This window comes from Lachnospira pectinoschiza, assembly GCF_020564355.1.
GTDB lineage: Bacteria > Bacillota > Clostridia > Lachnospirales > Lachnospiraceae > Lachnospira > Lachnospira intestinalis.
Genome location: NZ_JAJCRR010000003.1, coordinates 274246 through 300790, shown reverse-complemented (window position 1 = coordinate 300790; position 26545 = coordinate 274246). Strand labels below are relative to the sequence as shown.

Here is a 26545-nt window from a genome sequence, read left to right as displayed (position 1 = left end):
TTACCTCTACAGTGTCTTTTTGATATTTGCATCCAGCCACCGGTTAAAACCAAGCCATTCGTTGGTGTCTTTGGCTTCCAGTGCCTCTTTAAACGTTTCCATTTTGGCATCCATATTATCTGCCATGGACAGTGCTACCGCTTCCATAATACAAGGTTTTTTCGGAGAACCGTATTCAAGCTCGCCGTGATGGGATAAAATACAGTGTCCGACTTCGGAAGCCAGCACCGGCGGAAAACCTTCAATGCCTGCAATCTTTTGCTGAATCATTTCATAACCCATTACAATATGTCCGAGGAAATTACCCTCGTCCGTATAATCGTTCTTTGGGAACGGTGCGAGTTCCTTTACTTTTCCGGCATCGTGAAGCGCCGCACATGTAATCAGTAAATCGCGGTTTAAAAACGGATAATTTTCCGCAATCTTTACACACAGTCTGGTTACACTTAAACTATGCTCTAATAATCCGCCCAAAAAGCCGTGGTGTACCGTCTTTCCTGCCGCAATGCTCTTAAACTTTGCAATAAAATCGGCATCGTCTGTAAAAAAGCTCTTTAACAGTGCCGAAAGATACTCATTCTTCACACTGCCTATATACTGCATGAGTTCTGTATACATTTCTTCGATATCATACTTAGAACATGGAATATAATCAGACGGAACATATTCTCCTTCGTCTGCCTTGCGGATTCTTTCAATCTTTAACTGTAATGCGCCGTTAAAGCTGATAACCTGTCCCGTTACTGCAACATAATCCATGGCATCAAAGTCACAGATACCGCCGGAAGACGGGTCCCATATTTTGGAATCCATTTGTCCGGTCTTATCCTGAAGCATCACATTTTCATATTCTTTTCCTGACTTTGTGAGTGCTGTTGATTTGGACTTACAAAGGTAAACATCGGAGATTCTGTCTCCGTCCTTAAATTTTTCAATAAAATGCATAATCTGCCCTTTCCTTTTCTCATTTCTCCTGCCGTCAGCCAGATTATATGCTTTATTTCACCGCAATTACGGCGTTAAATGTCATATCCTTATATTCATCCCCGCCAAACCGTTTGGCTGTAATAGAAATCTGCTGACCGCTTTCACACTGATATAGTTTCTCACTAAATGCCTGAATTGTCAAAACCATATTTCCGTCAATCTCGGTAATAATATCCCCCGGCTGGATTCCCGCCGCATATGCCGGAGAGTCCAGTTCAATATCCGTTACGTAAATTCCCACCGGCAGTCCATAGCGCGTTGCCATTGTACCGGTTACATTCTGCCCTTTAATGCCGAAATATACCGGGCTGTTTCCGTTAGATAATTCCTGTATCATTGATTTTAAATCCGAAATGCCAAGCACTGAAAATGTCGTCTTTGTATTCTTCATGGAAATGCCGACAACATTTCCCTTCATATTAAAAAGATAACCGTAATCGCCTTCTATGCCCGCAAGTCCCGTGCTGATAATCTCATAGCTGTTATCGACACCGCTTTTTGTTGAAATGCCTGAAACCATGCCGTAATCAATCGTCTTATTCTGTCCGTAAAGCCTGCCTGCCGCAACGACAATATCCCCCTGCTGTATGCTGTAAGAGTTATCTAACTGCGCTGTTACAATCGAACTTCTTTCTTTGGACGGAATCTGCGATTCCTTGACACTGACAATCGCAATGCCGGTATCCGTATCGCTTCCAACCAGCTCGGCATCGACTTCTGTCGCTTTTGAAACCTTTACGACCAGTGACGACGAATCACGCACAACCGCCGCATTGGTCAAAATAATATATTCTGAATTGACTTGTCCGATTACAAGTCCGACCGTTTCTGTCGCACTCTGTGTTTCCGTCAGGATATTTCCCATATCGGTCTTATAGACGTCAATTAATACCAGTGATTTAATCGCCGCCGTAGCAACATTTTTTAAAGCTGCCGCATCGGTTGTCTGTAACACTGCCTCATAATTGTCATCGGCTATCGTTTCTTTTGTTTCCGTATTATCCTGTTCTTCACTCGGATATTCATCCTTTTCAATGGTCAGAATTTCTTTGTCCGTATTCCTCTGAACCATTCTTTTTTCCAATGCCGGATATACAAGAAGCATCACACCGCTTGCAATCAGACCAAACAGCACTGCCGCCGCAAAAAACTTTGCCGCGCGGATTAGTCTGCGGTACTTCACGGACGGCTTGGGTACGATTTTTTCCGTATATAAAGCAAAGGAGTCTTCTTCCTTGTGTTCTGTGTTTCCCATTTTTTCTGTCACCATAACCTAACTTTTATTGAACTGCAAAATTAATTTTATTATAACGGACAGTTATGAACAATTTATGACCTACTTGTAAATTCTTATATCCATAGTAGAATTTTTGTTTCAAATGCGGTACAATAAAATGGAATCTGTGCCGGAAATGCCACAGATTCCGTGTCTGCAAGACCCTGCATTTCCGGATTGGAGAAATGAATGAATTACAAGTCTTTAACGACTCTTGAATATGATAAAATTATTGACCGCTTAGTATCTTTTGCGGCTTCCGATAAAGCAAAGGAACGCTTAAAAAAGCTGGTGCCGATGACGGACATCCACGATATTAACGCTGCTCTTTCAGAAACCAGTGATGCCCTTTCCCGTGTCTATGCAAAGGGGGCTGTTTCTTTTGGCGGCGTGCACGACATCGGTGCTTCCGTAAAACGTCTTGAAATCGGCAGCTCCTTAAATACGGTAGAGTTACTGCATATCAGTTCCCTGCTGACCGCGGCTGCAAGGGTAAAAAATTATTACGAAGATACCACCGATTCCTTAACGGGATATTTTCATGCACTTGAACCGCTGACACCGTTAAATACAGAAATTAAGCGCTGTATTGTCTCAGAAGATGAAATCAGCGATGATGCCAGTGCAAATCTGCGCAGTATCCGCCGTCAGAAGGTGCTTGCCGCTGAACGGATTCACACCGAATTAAATAAGATGTTAAATTCATCTTCCGTGCGTAACTGCTTACAGGATTTTGTCATCACCTCACGCTCCGGCAGATACTGTCTTCCGGTCAAAGCCGAATACAAATCGCAGGTACCCGGCATGGTGCATGACCAGTCTGCAACCGGTTCAACTCTTTTTATCGAACCGGCGGCGGTTGTCAAATTAAACAATGATATCCGCGAGCTTGAATTAAAGGAACAGGCTGAAATTGAAGCCATTCTTGCAGAATTAAGCGCAAAGGCATCTGAATTTACCGATGAACTATTAACGGATTTCCAGGTACTGACTACGCTGGATTTCATTTTTGCAAAGGCACAGATGTCCAAGCAATATAAATGCAGCTGCCCGGTTATGAATACCAACAATTATATCAATATTAAAAAGGGACGTCACCCGCTGATTGACCCGCATAAGGTTGTGCCAATCGACATTTATTTAGGAAAGAATTTTAATCTGCTTATTATCACCGGTCCGAATACCGGCGGTAAAACGGTTTCTTTAAAGACCGTGGGACTGCTGACCTTAATGGCGCAGTCTGGTCTGCACATTCCGGCTCTCGACCACTCCGAGCTTGCCGTATTTGACAATGTATTTGCCGATATCGGTGATGAACAGAGCATTGAGCAGAGTTTAAGTACATTTTCTTCCCATATGACCAACACGGTCAGCATTTTAAAGGAAGCCGATGCACACAGCCTGATTTTATTTGATGAAATCGGTGCGGGAACAGACCCGACAGAAGGTGCGGCACTTGCCATTTCCATTTTAAATGATTTGCACAAACGCGGCATTACAACCATGGCGACCACACATTACAGCGAGATTAAGGTGTATGCACTCACCACGGACGGCGTGGAAAATGCCTGCTGTGAATTTGACGTGGAATCCCTGCGTCCAACCTACCGCTTATTAATCGGTATTCCGGGAAAAAGTAACGCTTTTGCGATTTCCAAAAAGCTCGGTCTGCCCGATTATATTATTAAAGATGCTTCTGCCCGCATGGATGCCGATGACGTACAGTTTGAAGACCTGCTCTCCGATTTGGAGCATAGCCGCATTACGATTGAAAAAGAACGTGCCGAAATCAATGCCTATAAGCAGGAAATCCAGCAGTTAAAGGACGAATTAAAGACAAAATCCGACCGGTTAGATGAACGCCGCGACAAAATTTTGCGCAAAGCCAACGAAGAAGCGGCGGCGATTTTAAAAGATGCCAAAGAATATGCCGACCAGACGATTAAGACGATGAACAAGCACGGCATGACCGTAAAAGAACTGGAAAAACAGCGCAGTGCCATCCGTGACAAGATGAATAAACGTCAGGAAAAACTTTCCGTCCAGGCAGCAAAGCCGAAAGCACATAAGGCACACGACATTTCCGAATTTAAAGTCGGCACACATGTGCGCGTTCTAAGCATGAACTTAATCGGCACCGTGACCGCACCGCCAAGTCCGAAGGGCGAAATCACCGTACAGATGGGCAGTTTAAGCACCAAGACAAAAATCAATAACTTAGAGATTCTTGTCGGCTACAAAGACCCGGAAGAAGCTAAAAAAGCACCGAAGGGGGCTGGCGGCTCCGGCAAAATCAAGATGTCCAAGGCGGCTTCGATTTCCCATGAAATCAATCTTTTGGGACTGACCGTTGACGAAGCGGTTGCCAAACTGGACAAATATTTAGACGATGCGTACATTTCAAGAATTCCGCAGGTACGCATTGTACACGGAAAAGGCACCGGTGCGCTGCGAAACGGCGTTACCGCCTACCTGCGCGGTGTTCCTTATATCAAGTCGTTCCGTCTCGGCGAAATCGGCGAGGGCGACACCGGTGTAACCATTGTAGATTTTAAATAAAAGGGGGATTTTTACATGGCGACAAAACAAAAAATACTGATTGTTGACGATGACGAAAATATTGCAGAACTCATTTCTCTTTATCTGACAAAAGAATGTTTTGAAACAAAGATTGTTTATGACGGCGAAAGTGCCCTGCTCCAGCTTGACACTTTCCGCCCGAACCTCATTTTACTGGACTTAATGCTTCCGGGTATTGACGGCTATCAAGTCTGCCGTGAAATCCGCAAGTCCAACAATGTACCGATTATCATGCTATCCGCCAAGGGCGAAACCTTTGATAAGGTACTCGGACTGGAACTGGGGGCTGATGATTATATTATCAAACCGTTTGAAACAAAGGAGCTGGTTGCCCGCGTCAAGGCAGTTTTACGCCGCTACCAGATGCCGGCGGAATCTGCGCCGGTCGGTGCAACTGTGCAGTGCGTGGAATACCCGGATCTGATTATCAATCTCAGCAATTATTCCGTACAATACTGCGGAAAGACGGTGGAAATGCCGCCGAAGGAACTGGAACTGCTCTACTTTTTGGCTTCTTCGCCGAATCAGGTCTTTACAAGGGAACAGCTTTTAGACCACATCTGGGGTTATGAATATATCGGAGATACCCGGACGGTCGATGTCCATATTAAGCGAATCCGTGAAAAAATCAAAGACCACGCAAACTGGTCGATTGAAACGGTATGGGGCATCGGTTACAAGTTCGTAACACGCCGGTAATCCACAAAGATGAAATAAAACCGTCATAACACCGGAAAGGATTGTTTTCAATTATGAAATTTAATCTTTTAACCAAATACCTTTTTGTCTATGCGGCAGTTGCCCTGCTCGGCTTTTTAGGCGTGACTTTTATCAGCTACCGCATCGACTATGCAAAGGTTTACAACTACTATACAGATGCCCTGTACAAGCAGGCACTGTCGATTTCAAGTGAATACGCCGATGACTATTTCAGTGAGGAGCACCTGCGTATCGTTGAAACCGAATTACGGACCGTTGCCCTGCTCAACGATACACGCATTATGTTTATCGACACCGCAGGCAATATCATTCTGGATACAGCTTATACACAGGAGCATAACACAAAAGATATTTTATACACCATTGATGGCTTTGATTATACCAGTCTGGGGACAAAACACACGCAGACCGGCGATTTTTACGGTATGCTTGACTGTACCTGTTTAAGTGTCTTCGCACCGATAACCAGCTCCTTTACGATGAAAGGCTATGTGGTTGTGCATTTAGATGAAAATGTGATTACCGGTAATGTATACACAACCTTTAATACCAACTACATCACACTGGTTATGGTAATGCTTTTAAGCCTCAGCTTTATCGCACTGTACTTTGTCCAGATTCACAAACCGCTCAACGGCATTATCAAAGCGACAAAGGAATACGGAAAAGGAAATCTCGCCTATAAAATTGATGTCAAAAATGATATTGATGAAATCGGACGGCTGTCCGCTTCCTTAAATTATATGGCATCAAAGCTGGACGAATCCGACCAGTTCCAGCAGAAGTTCCTATCCAACATTTCCCACGATTTCCGCTCACCGCTGACATCGATTAAAGGATATCTGGAAGCCATTGCAGACGGTACGATTCCGCCGGAAATGACAAAAAAATATATTGATATTGTACTGTTTGAAACGGACCGGCTGACGAAGCTGACAAGCAACATTTTAACGCTGAATGAATTAGACCCGAAAACCGTGCGGCTTGAATTGTCCGTATTTGATGTCAATTCGATTATCAAGCACACGATTGAAACCTTTGAGGGAACGTGTAAAAAGAAGCGGATTCAGTTCCAGCTGACCTTTTCCGCGGAAACCTGTTCCGTCAAAGCCGATAAAAGCAAAATCGGACAGGTTATTTACAACCTTGTCGACAACGCAATTAAATTCAGCCACGAAAATTCCGTGATTTACATTTCCGTGCGGGAAAAAGGTGAGAAAGCCTATATTTCCGTCAAGGACAACGGCTCCGGTATTTCAAAGGAAAGTCTTGATAAAATCTGGGACCGCTTTTACAAATCCGATGCATCCCGCGGCCGCGACAAAAAAGGCTCCGGCCTTGGACTTTCTATCACTAAGGAAATTTTACAGGCACACAATGAAACGATTGATGTCGTCAGCACCGTCGGCGTCGGCACAGAGTTTATTTTTACACTGGCTTTAAGTAAGTAATAGGTAAAAAAATCATCCGCGTTCCTCACCGTTGGCACTTGACTTCGGACCGCGGATGATTTTTTTACCGGGGCGTGGCGAACGGGACGGCAATGGCTTTTGCCTGTGGCACTTGGCTTTAGAAAGCGGATGATTTTTTTACTGGAACGGCGGCGGGCGGGATGGGGTTGGCTTTAGAAAATATTACACTGTAAAAAGCCGACGTATAAAGTTTTGCTTTTCTGCTTACTTTATACGCCGGCTTTTATTTTCAGTCTTTTACAACTTTATATTTACTTTTGCTTCTAATTCTATTTTGTAAATAATTCTTTACGTTTTCCGATGACCAGAACGCCTGCACCGATAAACATGACTGCCATCAGCATTACATATAATCCTGCATTGGCAGTATCGCCTGTTTTTACGGTTTCATTCTTTGTATTTTCTGCTTTTGCAGCTTTGGTCTGTGCGGTTGAAACATTTTCATTCACAACCTTCGGTGCTTCCTCTGCCGTCTTTGCCTGTTCTGCAATAACATAGGTACTGAAATGGTTGGTTACAAAGACTGCTTTGCCGTCCTTGCAGACTGCCTGCATATCTGTTGCCGTTCCGTCTGCTTCCATACGGAATACCTTTGTATTGGCTTCCTCATAGCCTGCCGGAATGTCTAATGTTACTTCAACGCCGCCAGGGAACTGATGAACAAATTCCGTACCTCTTAAAATAGAGATGTCTACGACTACCATTTTTTCATGCTATTCTTATATTCATTCACTTTTCCAGTGCAATCTGTGCAGATGTCCTTCCAGATTCATTGTTTCAAAATTGTGCTGGCGCAAAGCCTCATACAGTACAATTGCAACGGAATTGGACAGATTCAGGGAACGGATATCGCCAATCATCGGGATACGGATACATGTTTCCTCATTATCGACCAGAATTTCTTCCGGAATTCCGGCACTTTCCTTGCCAAACATAATATAACAGTCATCCTCATAAGACACATCACAGTAAGTCTTCTGCGCCTTTGTCGTTGCCATGTAAATCTTTGCGCCGGGATTCTTTTCCAGAAAATCCGCATAATCATCATAGACCGTTACATCCAGCTTGTCCCAGTAATCCAGTCCGGCACGCTTTAACATCTTTTCATTTAACTTAAAGCCGAGCGGTTCAATCAAATGCAGTCTTGCGCCCGCCGCCACACACGTTCTTCCGATATTTCCGGTATTCGCCGGCATCTCCGGTTCATGTAATACAATATTTAACATCTTTTCCCCTTTCTGATCCTGCAATCAACCAGTTACACAACTGCACCGTCCTATCCGTCAATGCCTCCGCCGTGTATTATAATTAATTCACATTAATTGCAATATCCAGTTCCATATGAATCTCATCACTTGTCAGCGGAACACAGATATTCTGACTGTAAGACTGCTTTAAATAAACATTTCCGCGGCATAAAGTCGGCGGTGTGATATCCATGGCAATGCCTTTTGTCGAAAGAATCGTTGCCGCGTTTCCCATCATCATATTGCCCAGCTCATTAATCGCACTGGCAGACATATCGTCGAGTGCCGTAACCGGCATCCCCATCATCATCTTGGAGGCTACATGGAGCGCATGTGCTTCCGGAAATGACATTAAAACCTGTCCGCGCACTTCTCCTGTCACACCAATCATAATAATCACGGAATCACTTGCAAACTCCGTTGTCTTTACATACGGTCTGCCAATTTTCATATCGACCTGGCAAATATCTTTAATCACGCTGGTTGCCGCCATTAAAAAAGGATTGATATATTCTACGCTAAATTCTGCCATCATTTCCTCCCAAGGACTCTATAAACTTCTGTATTCTTTCTAATCCCACCTTTAAATTTTCGATGGAGTACGCATAAGAAATGCGCACAAAGCCTTCACCTGATGCTCCAAAAGCTGTTCCCGGTACTACTGCCAGCTTCTGTTCACTCAGTAACCTTGTTGCAAATTCCTCTGATGTCATTCCAAATTTCTTAATTGACGGAAATACATAAAATGCGCCATACGGCTCAAAACATTCCAGTCCCATCTCTTTAAAGGCATTGAGCAGAAAACGTCTTCTCTGATCATATGCCTCTACCATCATTTCAACCTCCATGTCACAATTTTTCAACGCTTCCACTGCCGCAAACTGACTGTTCGTCGGCGCACACATAATCGCAAACTGGTGGAGTTTTACCATCTGCTCAATAACCGGTGCCGGTCCGCAGGCATAGCCTAAGCGCCATCCGGTCATTGCAAATGCTTTTGAAAAGCCGTTAATCACAATGGTCCGCTCCTTCATGCCAGGCAGTGAACCAATCGAACAGTGGCGCTTCCCTCCATATGTCAGTTCCGCATAAATTTCATCGGAAATCACATATAAATCCTTTTCAATAATCACCGGAACAAGTTCTTCCAGTTCTTCCTTCGTCATAATTGCACCGGTCGGATTGTTCGGATATGGCAGTACCAGTATCTTGGTCTTATTCGTAATGCTGTTTAAAAGCTGTTCTTTTGTCAGCTTAAAATCATTTTCCGCCTTTAGTTCAATCGGCACCGGCACGGCATCCGCCATGACTGCACACGGCAGATACGACACATAACTCGGCTGCGGAATCAGCACCTCATCGCCAGGGTCTGTCATACAGCGCAGTGCCACATCAATCGCTTCACTACCGCCGACCGTGACAAAAATTTCATGCACCGGGTCATAGTGCAGATCATATTTGCGGTTTACATACCGGCTGATTTCTTCACGCAGTTCTTTTAAACCTGCATTGGATGTATAAAATGTTCTTCCCTTTTCCAGCGTATAAATGCCTTCTTCGCGGACATTCCACGGTGTATCAAAATCCGGTTCTCCGACACCTAAAGAAATCGCATCCGGCATTTCACTGACAATATCAAAAAATTTACGGATTCCTGACGGTTCAATACCGATTATTTTCTTTGACAATGGATTTCTCATGGTGTCACCAGCATCCTTTCATCTTTTTCTTCTGCATCCAATACCCTGCCGTAATCCTTATATTTTTTCAGTACAAAATGTGTGGATGTGCTGAGTACCGAATCCAGCGGTGAAAGCTTATTGGCTACAAACTGTGCCACTGATTTCATCGTCTTGCCTTCAATAATGACCGTAAAGTCAAATCCACCGGACATTAAATAAACCGATGTAATCTCATCATATTTATAAATGCGCTCTGCAATGCTGTCAAATCCCAATCCGCGCTGCGGTGTGACTTTCACTTCAATCAGGGCTGTTACTTTTTCTTCACTTGTCTTGTCCCAGTTAATCAGGGTATTATAACCGCAGATGACATGCTCTTTTTCCATATCCGCGATTTCATTGGCGACTTCCACCTCTGTCATGCCAAGCATAACCGCCATGTCTTTTAAATCGATTCTGCTGTTTTTTTCCAGCATATTTAATATCTTTTCTCTCATACATTCATCCGCCTTTCGCTGTAATCCAAGACTTATATAAAACGATATACCTCGTCCCGGTTCGGTGTGTCCAAATACCGTACCTCATCGTCATTGCGCAAAATTTTATTGTGATCTGCCGTTGTCCTTCCAATGACAGATGCCTTAATTCCTGCATCAGACAATATTTTTATTATATCATGTCCGTTATCCGCTGTCATTAACAAAGCACCACAAGATTCCAATTCATATGGATTTACGTCAAAAATTTCACAAATTTCAATAATCTCCTGTCTGACCGGAATCTTTTTAAAATCAATATCCAGTCCGACTTTTCCGGCTTCTGCCATATCCCACAGTGCTGCAAAAATGCCACCCTCAGAAACATCGTGCATACCGGTCACGCCTGCCTGTGCAGCAAGAAACGCTTCTTCCCCAACGGACATATCCTGTGCATTTCCCTGTGCCTTTTCAATCACGTCTTCTCTGTAAAACCGTAAAATTTCCGGGCGGTTCTTTGCAATAATCTGCCGGATGCCGCTGATACCAATCCACTTTGTCAGAATCACGTCCTGTCCCGGATGAATATTTTTCGCCGATAAATTTTTCCCGTCACACAGCCCGATTACCGTCACCGTTACAACCGGTTCTAAAACCGCTGCACTGCCCTGCGTATGTCCGCCGGAAATCTGGATACCCAGCGGTTCGCACTGCTTTTGGAGCGTTTCCATGATTTCCCGCAGCTTCGCCTCCTCTGCGGACAGCGGTAAAAGCACCGTGCACTCCGCCGCCACGGGAATTCCGCCGCCTGCATAAATATTATTGGCGGCTCGCTGTACCGGATTTTTCGCTGCAATGTCCCCCGTTGCAGCCGCTGCCGCACTCACCACCGCAGGCTTGTCTTTCTTTTGCAGGCTGATATACGCACAGTCTACACCAATCGCCGGTTTCGCCGCATATTCTTCACGTTTTTTTATCTGCTTTAAAACAGAACGCTTCAAAATCGAATTTGATACTTTTCCCGGATTCATATACTCTCCATTCCGGCAGGTCTTTAAGTAAAACTTGCCACTTTGCCTTATTTAGGTTATGATTAGTAAAGCAGGGCTGATGCCACCATCGGCACAACCATTGCCAATACTAAAATAATAATGATAATTGCAGAAAAAATTTGCTTGTTTTTTTTATTGTTAAAATTAATCATTTTCTTCTCCATTCCGCAGGCATTTTAATGCCGGAGGAATCGCGGACTGAATTTATTCAGTTCTGCGATAAGCGCAGCTTTGTGACGCCTGCGGCACAAAACTGCCGTGTGAAAAATCTTGAATTTAAGGATTTTTCACACTTGCTCCATTTCTGTGATTATCCCAATGTAAAGGATAAATTATGAAACTGATACTGCCTTATTTTATACTAATATTATTTCTGCTTCAACATAATATGAAAAAAAATTCAAAAAAAGAGAAAATTAACAATGAAACCTTCTGGAAACGGGAGTCGGAAGCCAATTCTGTGCGGAAAAAAGATATTTCCGGACTGGATTACATCCGGATTCCGGATACACTGACCTGTCCGGATACGCAGGATGAACATATCTTAAAGGAGTGGCATACAATTGAAGCTTTAAAAGAAAAAAAGATTTTAAATCTGTCAGGTTTTACCAACACCGATTTAAAATTGGAATACGGTGTCGGCAACTTAACCGAGCTGACCGATTATGACAACAACTATGTCACACTGAGCCGCTCCCTTGCAAGAATTGCTGAACTACTGACAGAACAGGGGTTGAAAAAAGAGGCTGCCGCATTTTTGGAATTCGGCATCGCAACCCATACCGACATCGGTAAAAACTATACCCTGCTTGCCGGATATTACATGGAATATGGAAAGCCTGAAAAAATCGACTTTTTAATCGCACAGGCAGAACAGCTTTCCTCGCTTTCCAAAGACCCGATTATTGCCCGGTTAAAAGCCATCCAGCGCGGAGAGGCTTCACCTGCCTAACTTTTTACTGCGCTTACGATTAAACAGACTTTTTATTTTTTATACGGCAGTTTCCCATGTTCCGAAATAATGCCATCAATGATTTTAGAAGCCCGGCTTTTTGTCAGGCTGTCAATGTCCTGCTCCAGTGTCAGTCCGTGATAGGAAACCAATGCTGCCAGATACCGTTTCTGTGCCGCCGTAACCGGTGTATCTTTCTTGACCGTGTAATTAAGCGGCAGGGTTTCTCTAAACCCTTCATCGTCCGGCTTTACCGCATACAGCTTATAATAAAGCTGATGGGCGCTGACCGCATCGTCTAAGGCGCGATGCGAATTACCCGGATTAATCTGAAAATATGCGCAAAGCACATCCAGATTTTTATGTTCCACCTCAGGAAGCAGTCTTCTTGCAAGCTTTAAGGTATCAATTCCGTTCTTTTCAAAAGGAATCCCATGATTCACACACGCTTTTTTCAAAAATGAATAGTCAAATATAATATTATGTCCCAGAAGCGGCATATCCCCGATAAAACTTACAATTTCATCAATTACTTCCGAAACATGCGGCTGCCCTGCCACCATTTCATCGGTAATTCCGGTCAGTTCCACAATCCGCTGCGACAGCTTCTCCTTCGGATTTAACAGACGGCTGTAGGTTTCTGTAATCTCGCCGTCACAGACCTTTGCCATGCCGATTTCAATAATCTGATTTTCTGACGGATTCAGCCCCGAAGTTTCCAAATCCAGTGCCACATAGTCCCTTATCATAACCAATCCTCGTTTCCCGTTTACTTTCTATCTCTTATCCTTTGATTTACAGATATCCTGCAAAAAACACTCACTGCACTTTGGCGCACGCGCCGTACAGATTTCCCGTCCAAATGTAATAATCTGTATATTGTATACAATCCAGTGATCTTTCGGCAGGACCTTCATTAAATCATATTCAATCTTTTCCGGTTCAGTTTCCTTTGTAAAACCCAGTCTTTGGGAAATACGCTTGACATGGGTATCCACTACGATACTCGGTTCATGAAAAATATTGCCGCGGATGACATTCGCCGTCTTTCTGCCGACCCCCGGAAGACTTGTAAGCTCCTCTAATGAAGACGGCACTTCTCCGCCAAAATCCACACAGATTCTTCTTGCCGTTTCAATCAGGTTCTTTGCCTTGCTGTGGTAAAATCCAATCGAGCGGATATCCTGCTCCATTTCCTTTACATCTGCATGTGCAACTGCCGATACGTCCGGGTACTTTACGAATAAATCCTTTGTCACAATATTGACCCGCTCGTCGGTACACTGCGCCGACAGCATCGTTGCCGCAAGCAGCTCCCACGGTGTCGTGTAATTTAAACTACATCGGAATTCTGTCGTATACCGCTCATCTAACCGCTCTAAAATGCTTTTCGTTCTTTTTGTCATAATCTCACTAATCTCCATTCCGCAGGCATTTTAATACCAAAGGAATCGCGAGCCAAATATCAGATTTGGCTCTGCGATAAAAGCTATTTGTTTTTGGGTACACAAAAAGCGGGTGATGGGAATCGAACCCACGTATCTAGCTTGGAAGGCTAGTGTTCTACCATTGAACTACACCCGCAAAAGTGCCTAGAACCGGAATCGAACCAGTGACACGAGGATTTTCAGTCCTCTGCTCTACCGACTGAGCTATCTAGGCAGAAATCTAAGATTTCTTATCTTTTATTATCACTGTGCCGCCTTTACACGACAAGCACAGTGATAATTATACAATAATATTTTTTTTCAGTCAATCCCCAAAATTTATTTTTTATGCTTCTTTTTATCCTGCAGGGATTCCTGTTCCTTTACATAAGCTTCATACAAATCGGGTCGGTACTTCTTTGTCCGCTCAACAGACTTTTCAAGACGCCATGCGTCTACATTGCCGTGGTGTCCCGATAAAAGAATGTCGGGTACTCGCATGCCTTCAAATTCCACCGGACGGGTATACTGCGGATATTCAAGCAGTCCGTTTTCAAAGCTTTCGGTTTCTGCCGATTCTTTGTTATTTAAAACACCCGGCACCAGTCTGGACACCGCATCAATCACAACCATTGCCGGCAGTTCTCCGCCGGTCAGCACATAATCTCCAATGGACACATAATCGGTCACGATCTTTTCCAGAGCACGCTCGTCAATGCCCTCATAATGCCCGCACAGAATACACAAATCTTCTTCCTGTGCAAATTCCTGTGCCATCTGCTGTGTAAACGGATACCCCTGCGGTGTCATATACACCACTCTCGGCTTCTTTCCAATCCGCTCTGTCACGCTTTTATACGCGGAGCAGACAGGTCCCGGCTGCATGACCAGTCCGGCACCGCCGCCATACGGATAATCGTCCACCTTCATATATTTATTTTCCGCAAAATCACGGATATTTACCGCATCTACCGATAAGATTCCGTTCTGGATTGCGCGTCCTGTAATACTTGTATTCAAGCCATCCAGAATCATCTGCGGAAACAGGGTCAGTACGTGAAATCTCATTATTTTGCTACCTCTGCGATTGAATTTAACAGGAATGCATAGTAATCATGATGCAGGTTCATACCGTTGGTGCTGTAATCCGGATTTAAGTATCCGGCACCGTTTTTATATGCAGAAGCCACATCAATATAGGTGTATCCGGCAGAAGCTGCAAGAACACTTACCGTATCATTTACATCATCAATCGCAGACTGTGTGATTTTATTCGTATCACGCGCTTCAAATCCACTTGTTACAGGAAGCAGGGATAAAATGTATACCTTTGCGGACGGACAGCTATCCTTTACGGCTCCTGCCAGTGTAATTAAATCTTCTGCTATCGCTTCAGCGCTCTTGCTTCCGAAATTGACATCATTTAAGCCGACCATGATAAATACCTTGGACGGATTTAACTGTTCCACGCTGTCTACTTCTGCAACTGCCTTTGTCGTTGTCAGGTTATTTCCGGCAACCACATGTGCGCTGTTTAAGAAACCGTATTCCTGAATACCGCCGATAATAGAATCCCCGAACAATACAGCATCACTGTAATAATCCTGTGTTGTAAAATCTGCTTCTCCGGCAGGTCCGTCAATCGCAAGGATACCGCTGTTTGACGGTGCTGCCGTTGTAGCTTCTGTTGCAGGCTGTGTTGTCGGTGCTTCTGTTGCTGCCACTGTCGGTGCCTGTGTTACCGGCTGTGTTTCATTCTGTGTTATCTGCTGCGCCGTTGTCGGCGGTACTGCCGCCTGCTGTTTATTGTCGGAAGATGATCTTCCCATAAACCGGATAACTGCCACGCAGATAACCAGTGCCACAAGCACACCTGCCGCTCCGAAGCAGTAATTCCTGTATTTATGCCACATTCTCATTTTCCGGTTCAGTTTCACTGAACTTTTTGTATCTTTTCCATTGTTATCCATTTCCTGTTACCAGCCTTTCTAACTATTGTTTTTCTACCATTTTACACGTTTTAACACGACTGCCGAAGTCTTTCTAAGACCGATGTCTAACCAGCCGCCGTTTACTGTATACCAAAGCTGTTCCTCACCGAAACCGCCGTCAAATGTCACAAATATCTGTTCCATCTCATCTTTATCCGTAATGCCAAGTTCCCAGACCGGAACCCTGACCCTTCTTTCATCTTCAGAATTATTGACAATGACTACAACTGCATCCTTCTGATTAAATCTGCCATAAGCAATCAGATTATACTCTCCGACAAGCGGTTTATAAGAACCGGTCTTTAAAACTTCCTGTGACTTATGCATGGCAATTGCCGCCTTGTGAAATGCAATCAGTTCCTGATCTTCACTGCCCCACGGATACGTTCTTCTGTTATCCGGGTCTGTCCAGCCGCACACGCCTGCTTCATCACCATAATAAATAGTCGGCGCTCCGGGCCATGTCATCTGAATGATGACAGCTTCCATAAAGACGGCTTTATTTACGCCTTCGTTCGCAGCTTCTGCTCCGACGGATGCCGTTCTGCCGACACGGTGGTTCGTTCTGGTCAGAAAACGCGAGTGGTCGTGATTTGAAAGTTCATTCATGGAAATCGCAACTGCCTGTCCACCCATACGGGACATATTGTGATGCATCGCCCCGAAAAAATTGCCCGCATTGCCAAGCATATCCTGACGGAACTCATCACTGTGCTTCTGCATACCGGTTAAAAACCACGTCACCGGTTCCATAAACGCATCATAGTTCATAATGGTATCCCATTCATCCCCCTGAAGCCAGTCATAGGAATCGCCGTAATTTTCTGCAAGAATGACAGCTTCCGGATTGGCTTCCTTGACTGCCTTTCTGAACTTTTTCCAGAACTGGTGGTTGTATTCCCGGCTGTTGCCCAGATCTGCCGCAACATCCAGCCGCCAGCCGTCTACGCAGTACGGCTCGGATACCCATTTTTTACCAATACCTAAAATATACTGCTCCAGTGTATCCGCTTCCTCGTAGTTAAGCTTCGGCAGGGTGTCATTGCCCCACCAGCCGTCATACGAGTTGTTATCCGGCCACTGGTTACTGTAGAATTTAAAAAAGGTATGATACGGACTGTTAAAGCTCTCATACGCACCGGATGCATACTGTTCCGGGCTTGTACTGTAAATATGCTCCCTGTCAAGCCATTTATTAAACGAACCGCAGTGGTTAAATACGCCGTCAATAATGACCTTCATGCCTCTTTTGTGAATTTCTTCCACCAGCTTTGCAAAAAATTCATTACTGGCTTCCAGATTCTTTTTATTCGTTACCCTGTCCATATACCGGGATGCATGTGTATTACACTGATCTCCCTCACTGAGCAGTTTTCCCTCATCCGATACAATCACACCGAAATGCGGGTCTATATAATCGTAGTCCTGTATATCATATTTATGATTGGACGGCGATACAAACAGCGGGTTAAAGTAAATAACCTCTACCCCTAAGTCCTGTAAATAATCCAGCTTGTCCCATACGCCTTTTAAGTCGCCGCCGTAGAAATTACGCACATCCATCTGCGCCGGATACCGGTTCCAGTCGTCCACCTGACAGACATGCTCTCCGATATAGCTGTATTCATCATTTAATACATCATTGCTTTTATCCCCATTGCAGAAGCGGTCTGTAAAAATCTGATACATCACCGCACCCTTTGCCCACTCCGGGGTCTGAAAGCCCGGCATAATCTGAAAATTATAAAAAGGATTTAATTCTTTTGCCGCGCCAATCTGATTATAAAAACAGACATTTTTGCCGGAAACGACTTTAAAATAGTAATAAAGCTTTTCTTCCGCCACTTCCACCGATGCCTCGTAGTAATCAAACAGTGTATTATTGGCAACACGGTACATCTCATACTCCTGATTGTTTACATACAGGTATGCCGTATCCACATTATACCTTCCTGTTCTTAAGCGAAGCTTTACCGTATCCCCCGGCTGCGGTTCTGCCGGTATTCTATATTCTTCTGTAACGTCACTGAATAACGCCCCTGTCTTTAATACCGGACGTGTATTACACATATACATCAGCTTCTGATTGCTGGCTGTCATATTTTCAATGGCTTTTACAATTCTCATGGACAGACTCCTCTTTTTAATTTCACATTCTTTATTATATAACGAAATTCAATAGATTTCAACAACATCATCATTTTGTCCCTGAATCTCCCTATAAGCAGTAAAAAGGACAGCCGGGGAAGGCTGTCCTTTTTGGAGAAGGTATTTCACTTATTATGGGGTGTAGCAAAAAATATATAATGTATTGGGGGGTTTTTACGTTAATTATAGTATCATGAACGCAAAGTGAAGTGTTCACAATCTTGACGAATTTTGTCGATTTTTTTTGTGCATATTTCACAACCGTTTCCCCACCCTTTGAATACAATCTAATTTTCAAACAACGCCTCAAACTCCTCACGGGTTACTTTTTCTTTTTCCAGAAGCAGCTGTGCGCTCTTTTCAAGCACGTCCATATGCTCCTCAATCATCTTTTTGGCTTTGCCATAGCACTCGTCAATGATGTTCTTTACTTCCGTATCAATCTGGGAAGCCACTTCTTCACCATACGGTCTGGTATGTGCCAGATCCCTGCCGATAAAGACTTCATCACTGTCGTTATCATAATTAATCAATCCCAGCTTTGATGAAAAGCCGTATTTTGTAACCATTGACCGGGCAGTTTCCGTGGCCTGTTTAATATCCTGTGATGCTCCGGTGGTAATATCATCAAATACCAGTTCTTCCGCAATACGTCCGCCTAAGCTGACGATAATATTCTGAAGCATTTTTCCGCGTGTGTTAAACATTTCATCTCGTTCCGGCAACGGCATAGTATAACCTGCTGCCCCCATTCCCGTCGGAATAATGGAAATCGTATGCACCGGACCGACATCCGGAAGCAGATGAAATAAAATTGCATGTCCGGATTCGTGGTATGCCGTAATCTTCTTTTCTTTTTCAGAAATAATCTTACTGCGTTTTTCCACACCGATGCCAACCTTTACAAATGCGTAATTCACATCTGCATTGGTAATATATTTTTCTTTTCGCTTGGCTGCGTTAATTGCCGCCTCATTTAACAGATTTTCCAAATCCGCACCGGTAAATCCGGCTGTGGTTCTTGCAAGACTTTCTAAATCCACATCATCACCGAGCGGTTTCTTTGCCGCATGGACATTTAAAATTTCAAGACGTCCCTGTACATCCGGCCGTCCGACAACAACTTTTCTATCAAAACGTCCCGGTCTTAAAATCGCCGGGTCTAAAATATCAATACGGTTTGTTGCCGCCATCACGATAATACCTTCGTTGATACCAAAACCGTCCATCTCAACAAGCATCTGGTTTAACGTCTGCTCGCGCTCGTCATGTCCGCCGCCCATACCGGTACCACGGCGTCTTGCCACGGCATCGATTTCATCGATAAATACGATACACGGTGCGTTTTTCTTGGCTTCTTCAAATAAGTCACGCACACGGGAAGCACCGACACCGACAAACATTTCCACGAAATCCGAACCGGAAATATTAAAGAAAGGCACACCCGCTTCTCCTGCTACTGCCTTTGCAAGCAGTGTCTTACCGGTTCCCGGAGGACCTGTTAAAATCACGCCTTTCGGGATTCTTGCGCCCAGTTCTGTATATTTCACCGGATTTTTTAAGAAATCCACAATTTCTTCAAGTTCTTCTTTTTCTTCCTGAAGACCGGCAACGTCTTTAAATGTAACAGAGTTTTGTGTACCGTTCATCAGCTTGGCACGGCTTTTTCCGAAGTTCATCATCTTCGCGCCGCCACCGCCGCCTGCCTGTCTGTTGGTCATCATCATAATTACAATAATAATCACCAGACAGATACCAAACGGAAGAATCGTTGTAATCCATACGCTGTCTCTTGTCACATCTTTTAACGTGTACCGGATATTGTTATCCAGCAGTAACTGTTCAATTTCATGCACATCGGAAACATTTAACAGTTCCTCGCCGTTGTCCGTCTTGGTAATAGAGAGTACACCGGTCGGCACTTCTGAATTCTGCTTGATTAACACGCTGGATACATATCCGTTCTGGACATCCCACAGGAAATTGCTGTAGCTGTATGATGATGACGATGGTGAAAGTCTTGCCAGTGCAAAATAAAGCACGGCAATCACCGCTATAACCACCAGATAGATGCCAACTCCTCCCATTTTATTTCTGTTTGTATTCATCTTTTCCTCCTCTTTCTTCTTTATTCACTTTCGATTACACCGACATATGGCAGATTTCTGTAATGCTGGTCATAATCGAGTCCATATCCGACTACAAATTTATCCGGAATTTCAAATCCGTTATAAGCAACATCTATTTCTACTTCGCGGCGCTCCGGCTTGCTAAGCAGTGTACAGATCCGTAAATCTTTCGGTCCGCGTTCCTGTAACATCGGAACAAGTCTTGACAATGTATTTCCGGAATCAATGATGTCTTCAACAATGATAACATTTTCATCTTTTAACGGCTCGTCCAGGTCTTTTTTAATCTGAACTGTTCCGCTTGATACCGTGCCGCTTCCATAGCTGGATACCTGCATAAAATCAATCATTACCGGCACGGTAATTCTTTTTGCGAGTTCACACGCAAAAAAAGCACTGCCCTTTAAAATGCAGATCAGTTTTACGGTTTCCCCTGCAAAATCACTGCTGATCTGGGCTGCCAGTTCACACACTCTCTTTTCAATTTCTTCCTCTGATATCATCACACTGATATGGTGCTGTTCCATTTCATTTATCCTCCTGCATTACTACGCTTATTTTTAATATCCTTTGAGTCGAATCCGTAACCAGCCCGGCACTGCTTCGTCTGACACCTGCCGCCCACAATATCTCATTGGATACGGCAAGCAGAAGAACCGCATCTCTTACCTGCCTTGGCACTTTCTTATCAATCAGTTCTTTTTTTAAGGTCTTTTTCGTGCCATTCCTGTCAATCCTTATAAAATCTGCCGTTTTCCGGAAACGAAAAGAAAAATTATCCTTTATTTTATCATAATCAAAGAGTTTCGTATAGTCGTTATTTCCATAAATTTCTGATAAGCTGCCCTGTTCTAAAATGACCACTGCCTTACGGCATTCGTTTACCCGTGTAAAATACACCGGCTCATTGACAGGAATAGTTATTCTCTTCCCACGCCATATTTTTTCAAATTCCCGTAAATCCGGCATCTGCACCGCACTGTCAGCCGGATTTTGCGGCATACTTCCGCATTGCTCTGTACCGCCGTGTATACCGCCACACTGCTTTCTGCTGTCGAGGTGTGCCGTTTTGTTCCGCGCAATCGTAATTTCATCATATCCCCTTACCGCCACCAGCCCATACGGCAGGCTCACACATTTTCCGACAGAATGTTCAAGAAGCTCCTGCACTGCCCCGACATGTACCCTGTAAATATCTTTTGCACCATTGGCTGCCGCTTCTATTGCCCGCCGGATAGCATACTGCTGTAAAACCGGCGGTGCAGAAACCAGCGCCTTTACAGACAACTTTACGGACGGTTTTGACGGATTTTCCTGCGGCTGTAAAATAACCGCCTTTTCATACAGCCCTGCCGCCTGCTGTTCAATATATTCTTCCGCCTGCAAAACGCTATCTGCCAGTTCCGTCAGTTTCTGTACGGCATTGGGATTCAGATTCTTCTCAAGATACGGAATCAGTTCCCGGCGTATTTTATTTCTTGTATACACCAGTTCCTCATTGGTGCTGTCCGTCACATAAGAAAGTCCTTGCAATGTCAGATATTCCTCAATCTGTGCACGGCTCACACATAAGAGCGGACGGATAATATTGTCCCGCACCGGACGGATTCCACAAATTCCGCGCAGGCTGCTGCCCCGTACCAGATTCATCAGTACGGTTTCAGCCTGGTCATTCTGATGGTGTGCCACGGCGATTTTTACTTTTCTGCCTGTATGCTTTTCCTGCTGCGTGGCAATTTCCTTAAAAATGCGGTAGCGCAGGATTCTTCCCGCCTCTTCCTCTGACAGCTTCTCCTGGTGTGCCACAGACGGCACATCCACCCTGCGGCTTATATATTCCACCGATAACTGTCTGCAAAGCTGCTTCGCAAACTGCTCATCCCGTTCTGCCTCTGTTCCGCGGATTCCGTGATTGACATGCACCGCCAGAAGACGGATATCCAGTTGTTCTTTTTCTATAATTTCTTTTAAAACAGCCACCAGACATACCGAATCCGCACCGCCGGACAAGCCGGCAACAAGGATGCCTGTATTTTCTAACATCCGGTGTTCCTGTATATATTTGTATATTTTCTTTACCATAAAACAATTATATTCTCATTTTTCATAGGTGTCAAACAGGCCCAGTACCAAAACCGTACAGTCATCCGATGCTTTCATATCATTATAGGCAAGCGACTGTTCCAGAAGTTTCTCTGCCATTGCGGACGGTTCCCGTATCGTCAGGGCATGAATCATCTGTGCCATGCGTTCCTCTTTATTCACACACGGAATATTATCCAGTACTCCGTCACTGACCATAACAATATAATCGCCGTCATAGAGTTTCTTTGTCGTGCAGTCATAATCGACCTGTTCTAACACCCCCATCGGCAGTGTCGTTGACTGGATAATCTCCACCCACTTGTCCCGCCTGATAAAGGTGGATACCGCACCCAGCTTCATACAGTGCATATACCCCGACTGGCAGTCTATCACACTCATGTCCATTGTTACCGGATTTCCCGTTCCGCCGCCTGCAATATACGCAGAATTAATCAGATCAATGGATGCTTTTTCATCAAACCCGGCATCAATACAGTTTTCCATCAGTTCAATGACCATACGGCTTTCAATGTAAGCACGTTTTCCGCTGCCCATGCCGTCTGCAATCGCAGCGATGGCTTTTCCACATTCTAACCGCGAAATCAGAAAGTTATCCCCATTAAAATGACTTTTTCCCTTATTCATTCTTGCCACACCACTGAGCAGTTTAAACCGGTCTTCCTGAATAAAAATGTACTGATGATATTCTTCATTGATAATCCGGCGGTTGGAATCATCCGGATAATATCCGCTCCGCAGCACTTCTGTAAGCACCGGAACAACTTTTTTTGCTGCCACACAGCTTCTGCCCACAGTCCTTGCCTGAAACACAATGGCATTTCTGCCATTTTTTTTTGACAAATGCTGTACGTTTTTTATGCGTATCCCGTTCACGAAACATTTGCGTGTCAGTTCCCTGACAAAATCTTTTTTTCCGTCTTCCGTATGCACATACATAGTCATACATTCTTCCAGTACATCCGCAACTAAAAAAAGCTGTTTGGAAATTCCGGTACCGCTTTTTTGCGGTTCCGAAGCGTTTTCATACGCTTCGCCAAGACGTCTGAATGTCCTGGCGGTTTCCTCCAGCTTTGTTACGGAATAGTCCACTACATAATCCTGCACCCTTTCACTCATACAGCCCCTCCTGCTTCTGGCATTTTTCTGCCTATTATAGACGCTGTTTTGTGCAGTTTTTGTCAGGTAGTGTAACCTGTCACAATATTTTATTAGTTTTCCGGTTTAAATACCAGTTCATCCGGATAAATCATGCCGAATTTGTCCTTTGCAACTTCTTCTGCAAATTTTTTGGTCTGGATATACTTTTTATATTCATCAATCTCATCAGACCGGTTCTGCTGTTCTTCCACCTGCTCCTGCAGCTGTGCCACGCGTGCCTGATATTCTTTATTCTGCTTTTCCAGTGTCCGCTTGCCGCTCCAGATCACAGCGCCCATAATCATGACAAGGGCAAATGCAAGCACCATGCCTAAAATTGCTGACTGTTTCTGCCGCTTTCTTCTTGTTTCTCTTTCCCTGCGTGTTTCAAACTTCATTGCCCTGCCCCCTTTTCCTTACAGCCGCCGCTTTGATGCAGCCTGTTATTTTATGTACTCCTATTTTAATCAAACAGAGTGCTTTTTTCAATGGCTTTAAACATAAATTTATGAATTTTGTAGTGTATTTTACAAAAAATGTGCCAAATGCATACCGGTATAAAACCGCCCCTGCCAAAAAACCTGTCACCAGAAAACCTCTTAAAATACCGTCATTTACTTCATAGGTCATGCAGAATACGGTAACTGCCGCATATATCCAGTACAAAATATCTTCTGCCGACATCACCCATATATTTTTATGACGGATTACGCGTCTGAAGATACGGATACAGTCATATTCTAATGCCAGCACCATTCCTAAAAAGAGTGCCGACAATAATGTCCTGCCCTCCCACCAGATTAATTTTGCAATCATCGAAACAGCCTTCCAAGCATGGATTCTCCCTTTTTGGCATAGGAATTTACCTCGGAATAGGCATAGCTTTCAATCGTACCGTCAATATCCAGTTCTCCTTTTTCCACGGACAGCCGGCTGACATGCAGATTTGCACCTTTAATCGTAATCATGCCGCAGTCGGATTCCAGAATAACTTTATTTAAATCAAAAGAAATGACATCGACGATACCCGTCATTTCCAGCTTATTGCGGTTTTCCATGTGCATTTTATGCAGACGCTTCTGTTTTACTTTTTCTTCCATAACGGCCTCCATCCTGATACTTGATTGTATCAGTATATGTCTGCCCGCATGATTTCAGAACCGCCTACAGATATTCAAACATATCTGCTGCTTCTTCTTTTTTGACAGTATCCTTTACATCGGTTACACGGACTTTCACAGACTTATTGCCAAATGCGATTTCAATCACGTCACCGGCTTTTACATCTGCCGATGCCTTTGCCACTTTTCCGTTAATCACAACCCTGCCCGCATCACACGCCTCATTTGCCACGGTACGGCGCTTAATCAGTCTGGATACCTTTAAATATTTATCTAATCTCATCGCTGCTCCTTTTTGCTGTATCCCGGCGGCAGCCCCGCCAGGCGCACATATGAAAAAACTGCCGCACCCGCGATTATACAATCGGCGGCACGGCAGCCTTAGATTCTCTTTTGCCTTAAGTTAAGCGTTTACAGCATCCTTTAAAGCCTTACCAGCCTTAAACTTAGGTGCCTTGCAGGCTGCAATCTTAATTTCCTTGCCTGTCTGTGGGTTCTTACCTGTTCTTGCTGCTCTTTCAGTTACTTCAAAAGTACCGAAACCAACTAACTGGATTTTTTCGCCCTTCTTTAATTCTTCGCCTACAACATCGATAAATGCCTTTAATGCCTTTTCGCTGTCTTTTTTAGATAATTCAGTCTTGTCAGCAATTGCTGCAACTAACTCAGTCTTATTCATGTGAATTTCTCTCCTCAATCAGTATATTTCTATTGGATTTCCCCAACAAAATCATTTATAAACTTTTTTACAGCTTTTGTCAATACAAACCGCCTATTTTAGGCATTTTCACGGCATTTCAAGGGTTTTGTAATGAAATCCCGTCAAAAATTTAGTAAAAATGCCAACGCACGCCTACTCTGCGCCTTCCTGTGCCTCTAAAATGCGGCATTTCTCCCGCTGTTTTTCAAGTGCCTTCAAAGGGATTTTCCCCTGTTCATACATCTTTTCGTACTCTTTTAACCGTCCCAGCTTTTCTTCTTTTTTAACGCGTTTCCACACGCTTAATCCTTCACCGGGTGTCCTTGACATTTCTTCATCGCCAAATACATTCGGATGTCTTCTGACCAGTTTCTTTGCCAGCTCGTCAATAACATCATCCAATGTAAATTCCTGCCGTTCCTGCGCAATTTCCGCATACATCAGCACCTGAAGCATTAAATCGCCGAGTTCTTCCCTCAGATTGATAAAATCCTCGTTGTCTACGGCTTCCACAACCTCTGCGGCTTCATCGGCCACACATTTTTTCATGCTCTCATAGGTCTGCGTGCTGTCCCACGGACAGCCGTCCGGCTGGCGCAGCTTATGCACAATTGCCAGCAGGTCCTTCCATTCATACGTTTCTTTTAAATACTCTTGATTTTTCATCTGTTTTTTATACTCCCTTAAATTCCACAATCAAGATTCCATCTGTCTTCCTAAAAAATCAGCTGCTGCTGCAGCCAGTGCTTTTTCAGTATCCGTAAAATGTATTTTACCGTCTTTTGTCGTAATAATCACTGCTCCGAGTACATCCCCGGCACAGATAATCGGACTTAATGCCTGTTCCTTATATTCTTCTTCCAGATTCTCCGCAACCGGCACAAACTCCCTGTCCCCGCTTGCCGCAACAAGTGTGCTTCTGTTATCTAAAAGCTGCTCCATTTTTTTCGTGATATTCTTTTTTATCATGTCCTTTTTATCCGGACCTGCTGCCGCAATAATCTGGTCGCGGTCCGAAACGCAGACGGTATGCCCTGTTGTCTGCGCAAGCGACTCCGCATACTCTTTGGCAAAAGCCCCCAGCTCTCCGATGGGTGAATATTTTTTTAAGATTATCTCACCCTCTTTATCGGTAAATATTTCAAGCGGGTCTGTCTCCCGGATGCGAAGCGTTCTTCTGATTTCTTTGGGAATGACAATTCTCCCCAAATCATCGATTCTTCTTACAATGCCTGTCGCTTTCATAATCTGCTTTCCTCCAATGCTATATTTGGGCCGGCAGCTTTATTAATCTATGTCTGTTCAAATCAATAAAGCCGCTCTTTTTGCTATATATTAGCTT

28 protein-coding genes and 2 tRNA genes are annotated in these 26545 nt (G+C 44.1%); 4 read left to right on the top strand and 26 right to left on the bottom strand.

Annotated features, from left to right (window positions below; genetic code table 11):
- Nucleotides 1–6 precede the first annotated feature (6 nt).
- Nucleotides 7–945, bottom strand: a complete 939-nt coding sequence (locus LI288_RS07475) for a 3'-5' exoribonuclease YhaM family protein (RefSeq protein WP_227089980.1) — start codon at nt 943–945, stop codon at nt 7–9.
- A gap of 52 nt (nt 946–997) precedes the next feature.
- Nucleotides 998–2242: a S1C family serine protease gene (locus LI288_RS07470; protein ID WP_227089979.1), complete on the bottom strand. Its 1245-nt coding sequence runs from the start codon at nt 2240–2242 to the stop codon at nt 998–1000.
- A gap of 210 nt (nt 2243–2452) precedes the next feature.
- Here LI288_RS07470 and LI288_RS07465 point away from each other — a divergent pair, with 210 nt between their 5' ends.
- Genes LI288_RS07465 through LI288_RS07455 form a run of 3 tightly spaced genes read left to right on the top strand, consistent with a single transcriptional unit; the run spans nt 2453 to nt 7014 of the window.
- On the top strand, nt 2453–4822 hold the full coding sequence (locus LI288_RS07465; RefSeq protein WP_227089978.1) for an endonuclease MutS2: 2370 nt from the start codon (nt 2453–2455) through the stop codon (nt 4820–4822).
- 15 nt (nt 4823–4837) lie between these two features.
- Entirely contained in the window at nt 4838–5542 is a 705-nt protein-coding gene (locus tag LI288_RS07460) for a response regulator transcription factor (RefSeq protein WP_022431841.1), read from the top strand.
- Between the two features lie 53 nt (nt 5543–5595).
- Nucleotides 5596–7014 carry a HAMP domain-containing sensor histidine kinase gene (locus LI288_RS07455; RefSeq protein WP_227089977.1) on the top strand — a complete coding sequence of 473 codons (1419 nt, stop codon included), beginning with the start codon at nt 5596–5598 and terminating at the stop codon, nt 7012–7014.
- Nucleotides 7015–7304: 290 nt separating this feature from the next.
- Here LI288_RS07455 and LI288_RS07450 read toward each other — a convergent pair whose 3' ends face one another.
- The 6 genes from LI288_RS07450 to LI288_RS07425 form a co-directional block, all read right to left on the bottom strand.
- A complete protein-coding gene (locus tag LI288_RS07450) occupies nt 7305–7739 on the bottom strand; it encodes an LPXTG cell wall anchor domain-containing protein (protein WP_227089976.1) in 435 nt (144 codons plus the stop codon).
- Nucleotides 7740–7760: 21 nt separating this feature from the next.
- The gene (trmL, locus tag LI288_RS07445) at nt 7761–8261 is read right to left on the bottom strand and encodes a tRNA (uridine(34)/cytosine(34)/5-carboxymethylaminomethyluridine(34)-2'-O)-methyltransferase TrmL (RefSeq protein ID WP_227089975.1); all 501 of its coding nucleotides are present in this window, start codon (nt 8259–8261) and stop codon (nt 7761–7763) included.
- An 82-nt stretch (nt 8262–8343) separates the two neighbouring features.
- Nucleotides 8344–8814, bottom strand: a complete 471-nt coding sequence (locus tag LI288_RS07440; RefSeq protein ID WP_022431837.1) for a chemotaxis protein CheX — start codon at nt 8812–8814, stop codon at nt 8344–8346.
- Nucleotides 8801–9982 carry a pyridoxal phosphate-dependent aminotransferase gene (locus tag LI288_RS07435; protein ID WP_227089974.1) on the bottom strand — a complete coding sequence of 394 codons (1182 nt, stop codon included), beginning with the start codon at nt 9980–9982 and terminating at the stop codon, nt 8801–8803. The genes LI288_RS07440 and LI288_RS07435 overlap by 14 nt, the downstream gene beginning before the upstream one ends.
- On the bottom strand, nt 9979–10461 hold the full coding sequence (locus LI288_RS07430) for an Lrp/AsnC family transcriptional regulator (RefSeq protein WP_022431835.1): 483 nt from the start codon (nt 10459–10461) through the stop codon (nt 9979–9981). The genes LI288_RS07435 and LI288_RS07430 overlap by 4 nt, the downstream gene beginning before the upstream one ends.
- A 32-nt stretch (nt 10462–10493) precedes the next feature.
- Complete coding sequence (locus LI288_RS07425; RefSeq protein WP_227089973.1) at nt 10494–11471, bottom strand: AIR synthase-related protein; 978 nt, start codon at nt 11469–11471, stop codon at nt 10494–10496.
- A gap of 481 nt (nt 11472–11952) precedes the next feature.
- Here LI288_RS07425 and LI288_RS07420 point away from each other — a divergent pair, with 481 nt between their 5' ends.
- A complete protein-coding gene (locus tag LI288_RS07420) occupies nt 11953–12444 on the top strand; it encodes a hypothetical protein (protein WP_227089972.1) in 492 nt (163 codons plus the stop codon).
- 32 nt (nt 12445–12476) lie between these two features.
- Here LI288_RS07420 and LI288_RS07415 read toward each other — a convergent pair whose 3' ends face one another.
- The 18 genes from LI288_RS07415 to spoVT all read right to left on the bottom strand — a co-directional run bounded on the left by LI288_RS07415 (nt 12477) and on the right by spoVT (nt 26448).
- Nucleotides 12477–13193, bottom strand: a complete 717-nt coding sequence (locus LI288_RS07415; RefSeq protein WP_227089971.1) for a 3'-5' exonuclease — start codon at nt 13191–13193, stop codon at nt 12477–12479.
- Nucleotides 13194–13220: 27 nt separating this feature from the next.
- Nucleotides 13221–13850 (bottom strand): endonuclease III, encoded by a 630-nt coding sequence (nth, locus tag LI288_RS07410; protein ID WP_227089970.1) that lies wholly within the window; start codon nt 13848–13850, stop codon nt 13221–13223.
- Nucleotides 13851–13957: 107 nt separating this feature from the next.
- A tRNA-Gly gene (locus tag LI288_RS07405) sits at nt 13958–14028 on the bottom strand.
- A gap of 5 nt (nt 14029–14033) precedes the next feature.
- Nucleotides 14034–14106: transfer RNA gene (locus LI288_RS07400), tRNA-Phe, on the bottom strand.
- A 104-nt stretch (nt 14107–14210) separates the two neighbouring features.
- Complete coding sequence (gene trmD / locus LI288_RS07395) at nt 14211–14939, bottom strand: tRNA (guanosine(37)-N1)-methyltransferase TrmD (RefSeq protein ID WP_022431829.1); 729 nt, start codon at nt 14937–14939, stop codon at nt 14211–14213.
- The gene (locus LI288_RS07390; RefSeq protein ID WP_227089969.1) at nt 14939–15841 is read right to left on the bottom strand and encodes a GDSL-type esterase/lipase family protein; all 903 of its coding nucleotides are present in this window, start codon (nt 15839–15841) and stop codon (nt 14939–14941) included. The genes trmD and LI288_RS07390 overlap by 1 nt, the downstream gene beginning before the upstream one ends.
- Nucleotides 15842–15874: 33 nt before the next feature.
- Nucleotides 15875–17932 carry a glycoside hydrolase family 13 protein gene (locus tag LI288_RS07385; protein ID WP_440311445.1) on the bottom strand — a complete coding sequence of 686 codons (2058 nt, stop codon included), beginning with the start codon at nt 17930–17932 and terminating at the stop codon, nt 15875–15877.
- 365 nt (nt 17933–18297) lie between these two features.
- Nucleotides 18298–20118: an ATP-dependent zinc metalloprotease FtsH gene (gene ftsH / locus LI288_RS07380; RefSeq protein WP_227089967.1), complete on the bottom strand. Its 1821-nt coding sequence runs from the start codon at nt 20116–20118 to the stop codon at nt 18298–18300.
- A 20-nt stretch (nt 20119–20138) separates the two neighbouring features.
- The gene (hpt, locus tag LI288_RS07375) at nt 20139–20666 is read right to left on the bottom strand and encodes a hypoxanthine phosphoribosyltransferase (RefSeq protein ID WP_022431825.1); all 528 of its coding nucleotides are present in this window, start codon (nt 20664–20666) and stop codon (nt 20139–20141) included.
- A gap of 1 nt (nt 20667) precedes the next feature.
- Nucleotides 20668–22221 (bottom strand): tRNA lysidine(34) synthetase TilS, encoded by a 1554-nt coding sequence (gene tilS / locus LI288_RS07370; RefSeq protein ID WP_227089966.1) that lies wholly within the window; start codon nt 22219–22221, stop codon nt 20668–20670.
- 15 nt (nt 22222–22236) lie between these two features.
- A complete protein-coding gene (locus tag LI288_RS07365) occupies nt 22237–23361 on the bottom strand; it encodes a SpoIIE family protein phosphatase (RefSeq protein ID WP_022431823.1) in 1125 nt (374 codons plus the stop codon).
- A 92-nt stretch (nt 23362–23453) separates the two neighbouring features.
- Nucleotides 23454–23780, bottom strand: coding sequence for a septum formation initiator family protein (locus LI288_RS07360; protein WP_227089965.1), 327 nt, complete (start codon nt 23778–23780; stop codon nt 23454–23456).
- A complete protein-coding gene (yabQ, locus tag LI288_RS07355) occupies nt 23770–24198 on the bottom strand; it encodes a spore cortex biosynthesis protein YabQ (RefSeq protein ID WP_022431821.1) in 429 nt (142 codons plus the stop codon). The genes LI288_RS07360 and yabQ overlap by 11 nt, the downstream gene beginning before the upstream one ends.
- Nucleotides 24195–24482 (bottom strand): sporulation protein YabP, encoded by a 288-nt coding sequence (yabP, locus tag LI288_RS07350; protein WP_022431820.1) that lies wholly within the window; start codon nt 24480–24482, stop codon nt 24195–24197. The genes yabQ and yabP overlap by 4 nt, the downstream gene beginning before the upstream one ends.
- A 64-nt stretch (nt 24483–24546) precedes the next feature.
- Nucleotides 24547–24786: an RNA-binding S4 domain-containing protein gene (locus tag LI288_RS07345; RefSeq protein ID WP_022431819.1), complete on the bottom strand. Its 240-nt coding sequence runs from the start codon at nt 24784–24786 to the stop codon at nt 24547–24549.
- A gap of 120 nt (nt 24787–24906) precedes the next feature.
- Nucleotides 24907–25182 carry an HU family DNA-binding protein gene (locus tag LI288_RS07340; protein WP_022431818.1) on the bottom strand — a complete coding sequence of 92 codons (276 nt, stop codon included), beginning with the start codon at nt 25180–25182 and terminating at the stop codon, nt 24907–24909.
- Between the two features lie 174 nt (nt 25183–25356).
- On the bottom strand, nt 25357–25869 hold the full coding sequence (locus LI288_RS07335; protein WP_022431817.1) for a MazG nucleotide pyrophosphohydrolase domain-containing protein: 513 nt from the start codon (nt 25867–25869) through the stop codon (nt 25357–25359).
- 30 nt (nt 25870–25899) lie between these two features.
- On the bottom strand, nt 25900–26448 hold the full coding sequence (gene spoVT, locus LI288_RS07330) for a stage V sporulation protein T (protein ID WP_227089964.1): 549 nt from the start codon (nt 26446–26448) through the stop codon (nt 25900–25902).
- Nucleotides 26449–26545 lie beyond the last annotated feature (97 nt).

Bases quoted from the DNA above. Each gene is read 5' to 3' on its own strand.
- LI288_RS07365 (WP_022431823.1), bottom strand. From the start codon at position 23,361: ATGAGTGAAAGGGTGCAGGATTATGTAGTGGACTATTCCGTAACAAAG.
- LI288_RS07475 (WP_227089980.1), bottom strand. From the start codon at position 945: ATGCATTTTATTGAAAAATTTAAGGACGGAGACAGAATCTCCGATGTT.
- trmL (WP_227089975.1), bottom strand. From the start codon at position 8,261: ATGTTAAATATTGTATTACATGAACCGGAGATGCCGGCGAATACCGGA.
- LI288_RS07430 (WP_022431835.1), bottom strand. From the start codon at position 10,461: ATGAGAGAAAAGATATTAAATATGCTGGAAAAAAACAGCAGAATCGAT.
- trmD (WP_022431829.1), bottom strand. From the start codon at position 14,939: ATGAGATTTCACGTACTGACCCTGTTTCCGCAGATGATTCTGGATGGC.
- hpt (WP_022431825.1), bottom strand. From the start codon at position 20,666: ATGGAACAGCACCATATCAGTGTGATGATATCAGAGGAAGAAATTGAA.
- ftsH (WP_227089967.1), bottom strand. From the start codon at position 20,118: ATGAATACAAACAGAAATAAAATGGGAGGAGTTGGCATCTATCTGGTG.
- LI288_RS07345 (WP_022431819.1), bottom strand. From the start codon at position 24,786: ATGAGATTAGATAAATATTTAAAGGTATCCAGACTGATTAAGCGCCGT.
- LI288_RS07385 (WP_440311445.1), bottom strand. From the start codon at position 17,932: ATGTGTAATACACGTCCGGTATTAAAGACAGGGGCGTTATTCAGTGAC.
- LI288_RS07465 (WP_227089978.1), top strand. From the start codon at position 2,453: ATGAATTACAAGTCTTTAACGACTCTTGAATATGATAAAATTATTGAC.
- tilS (WP_227089966.1), bottom strand. From the start codon at position 22,221: ATGGTAAAGAAAATATACAAATATATACAGGAACACCGGATGTTAGAA.
- LI288_RS07335 (WP_022431817.1), bottom strand. From the start codon at position 25,869: ATGAAAAATCAAGAGTATTTAAAAGAAACGTATGAATGGAAGGACCTG.
- LI288_RS07455 (WP_227089977.1), top strand. From the start codon at position 5,596: ATGAAATTTAATCTTTTAACCAAATACCTTTTTGTCTATGCGGCAGTT.
- LI288_RS07460 (WP_022431841.1), top strand. From the start codon at position 4,838: ATGGCGACAAAACAAAAAATACTGATTGTTGACGATGACGAAAATATT.
- LI288_RS07340 (WP_022431818.1), bottom strand. From the start codon at position 25,182: ATGAATAAGACTGAGTTAGTTGCAGCAATTGCTGACAAGACTGAATTA.
- yabP (WP_022431820.1), bottom strand. From the start codon at position 24,482: ATGGAAGAAAAAGTAAAACAGAAGCGTCTGCATAAAATGCACATGGAA.
- LI288_RS07425 (WP_227089973.1), bottom strand. From the start codon at position 11,471: ATGAATCCGGGAAAAGTATCAAATTCGATTTTGAAGCGTTCTGTTTTA.
- LI288_RS07360 (WP_227089965.1), bottom strand. From the start codon at position 23,780: ATGAAGTTTGAAACACGCAGGGAAAGAGAAACAAGAAGAAAGCGGCAG.
- spoVT (WP_227089964.1), bottom strand. From the start codon at position 26,448: ATGAAAGCGACAGGCATTGTAAGAAGAATCGATGATTTGGGGAGAATT.
- LI288_RS07415 (WP_227089971.1), bottom strand. From the start codon at position 13,193: ATGATAAGGGACTATGTGGCACTGGATTTGGAAACTTCGGGGCTGAAT.
- LI288_RS07470 (WP_227089979.1), bottom strand. From the start codon at position 2,242: ATGGGAAACACAGAACACAAGGAAGAAGACTCCTTTGCTTTATATACG.
- LI288_RS07450 (WP_227089976.1), bottom strand. From the start codon at position 7,739: ATGGTAGTCGTAGACATCTCTATTTTAAGAGGTACGGAATTTGTTCAT.
- LI288_RS07390 (WP_227089969.1), bottom strand. From the start codon at position 15,841: ATGGATAACAATGGAAAAGATACAAAAAGTTCAGTGAAACTGAACCGG.
- LI288_RS07440 (WP_022431837.1), bottom strand. From the start codon at position 8,814: ATGGCAGAATTTAGCGTAGAATATATCAATCCTTTTTTAATGGCGGCA.
- nth (WP_227089970.1), bottom strand. From the start codon at position 13,850: ATGACAAAAAGAACGAAAAGCATTTTAGAGCGGTTAGATGAGCGGTAT.
- yabQ (WP_022431821.1), bottom strand. From the start codon at position 24,198: ATGATTGCAAAATTAATCTGGTGGGAGGGCAGGACATTATTGTCGGCA.
- LI288_RS07435 (WP_227089974.1), bottom strand. From the start codon at position 9,982: ATGAGAAATCCATTGTCAAAGAAAATAATCGGTATTGAACCGTCAGGA.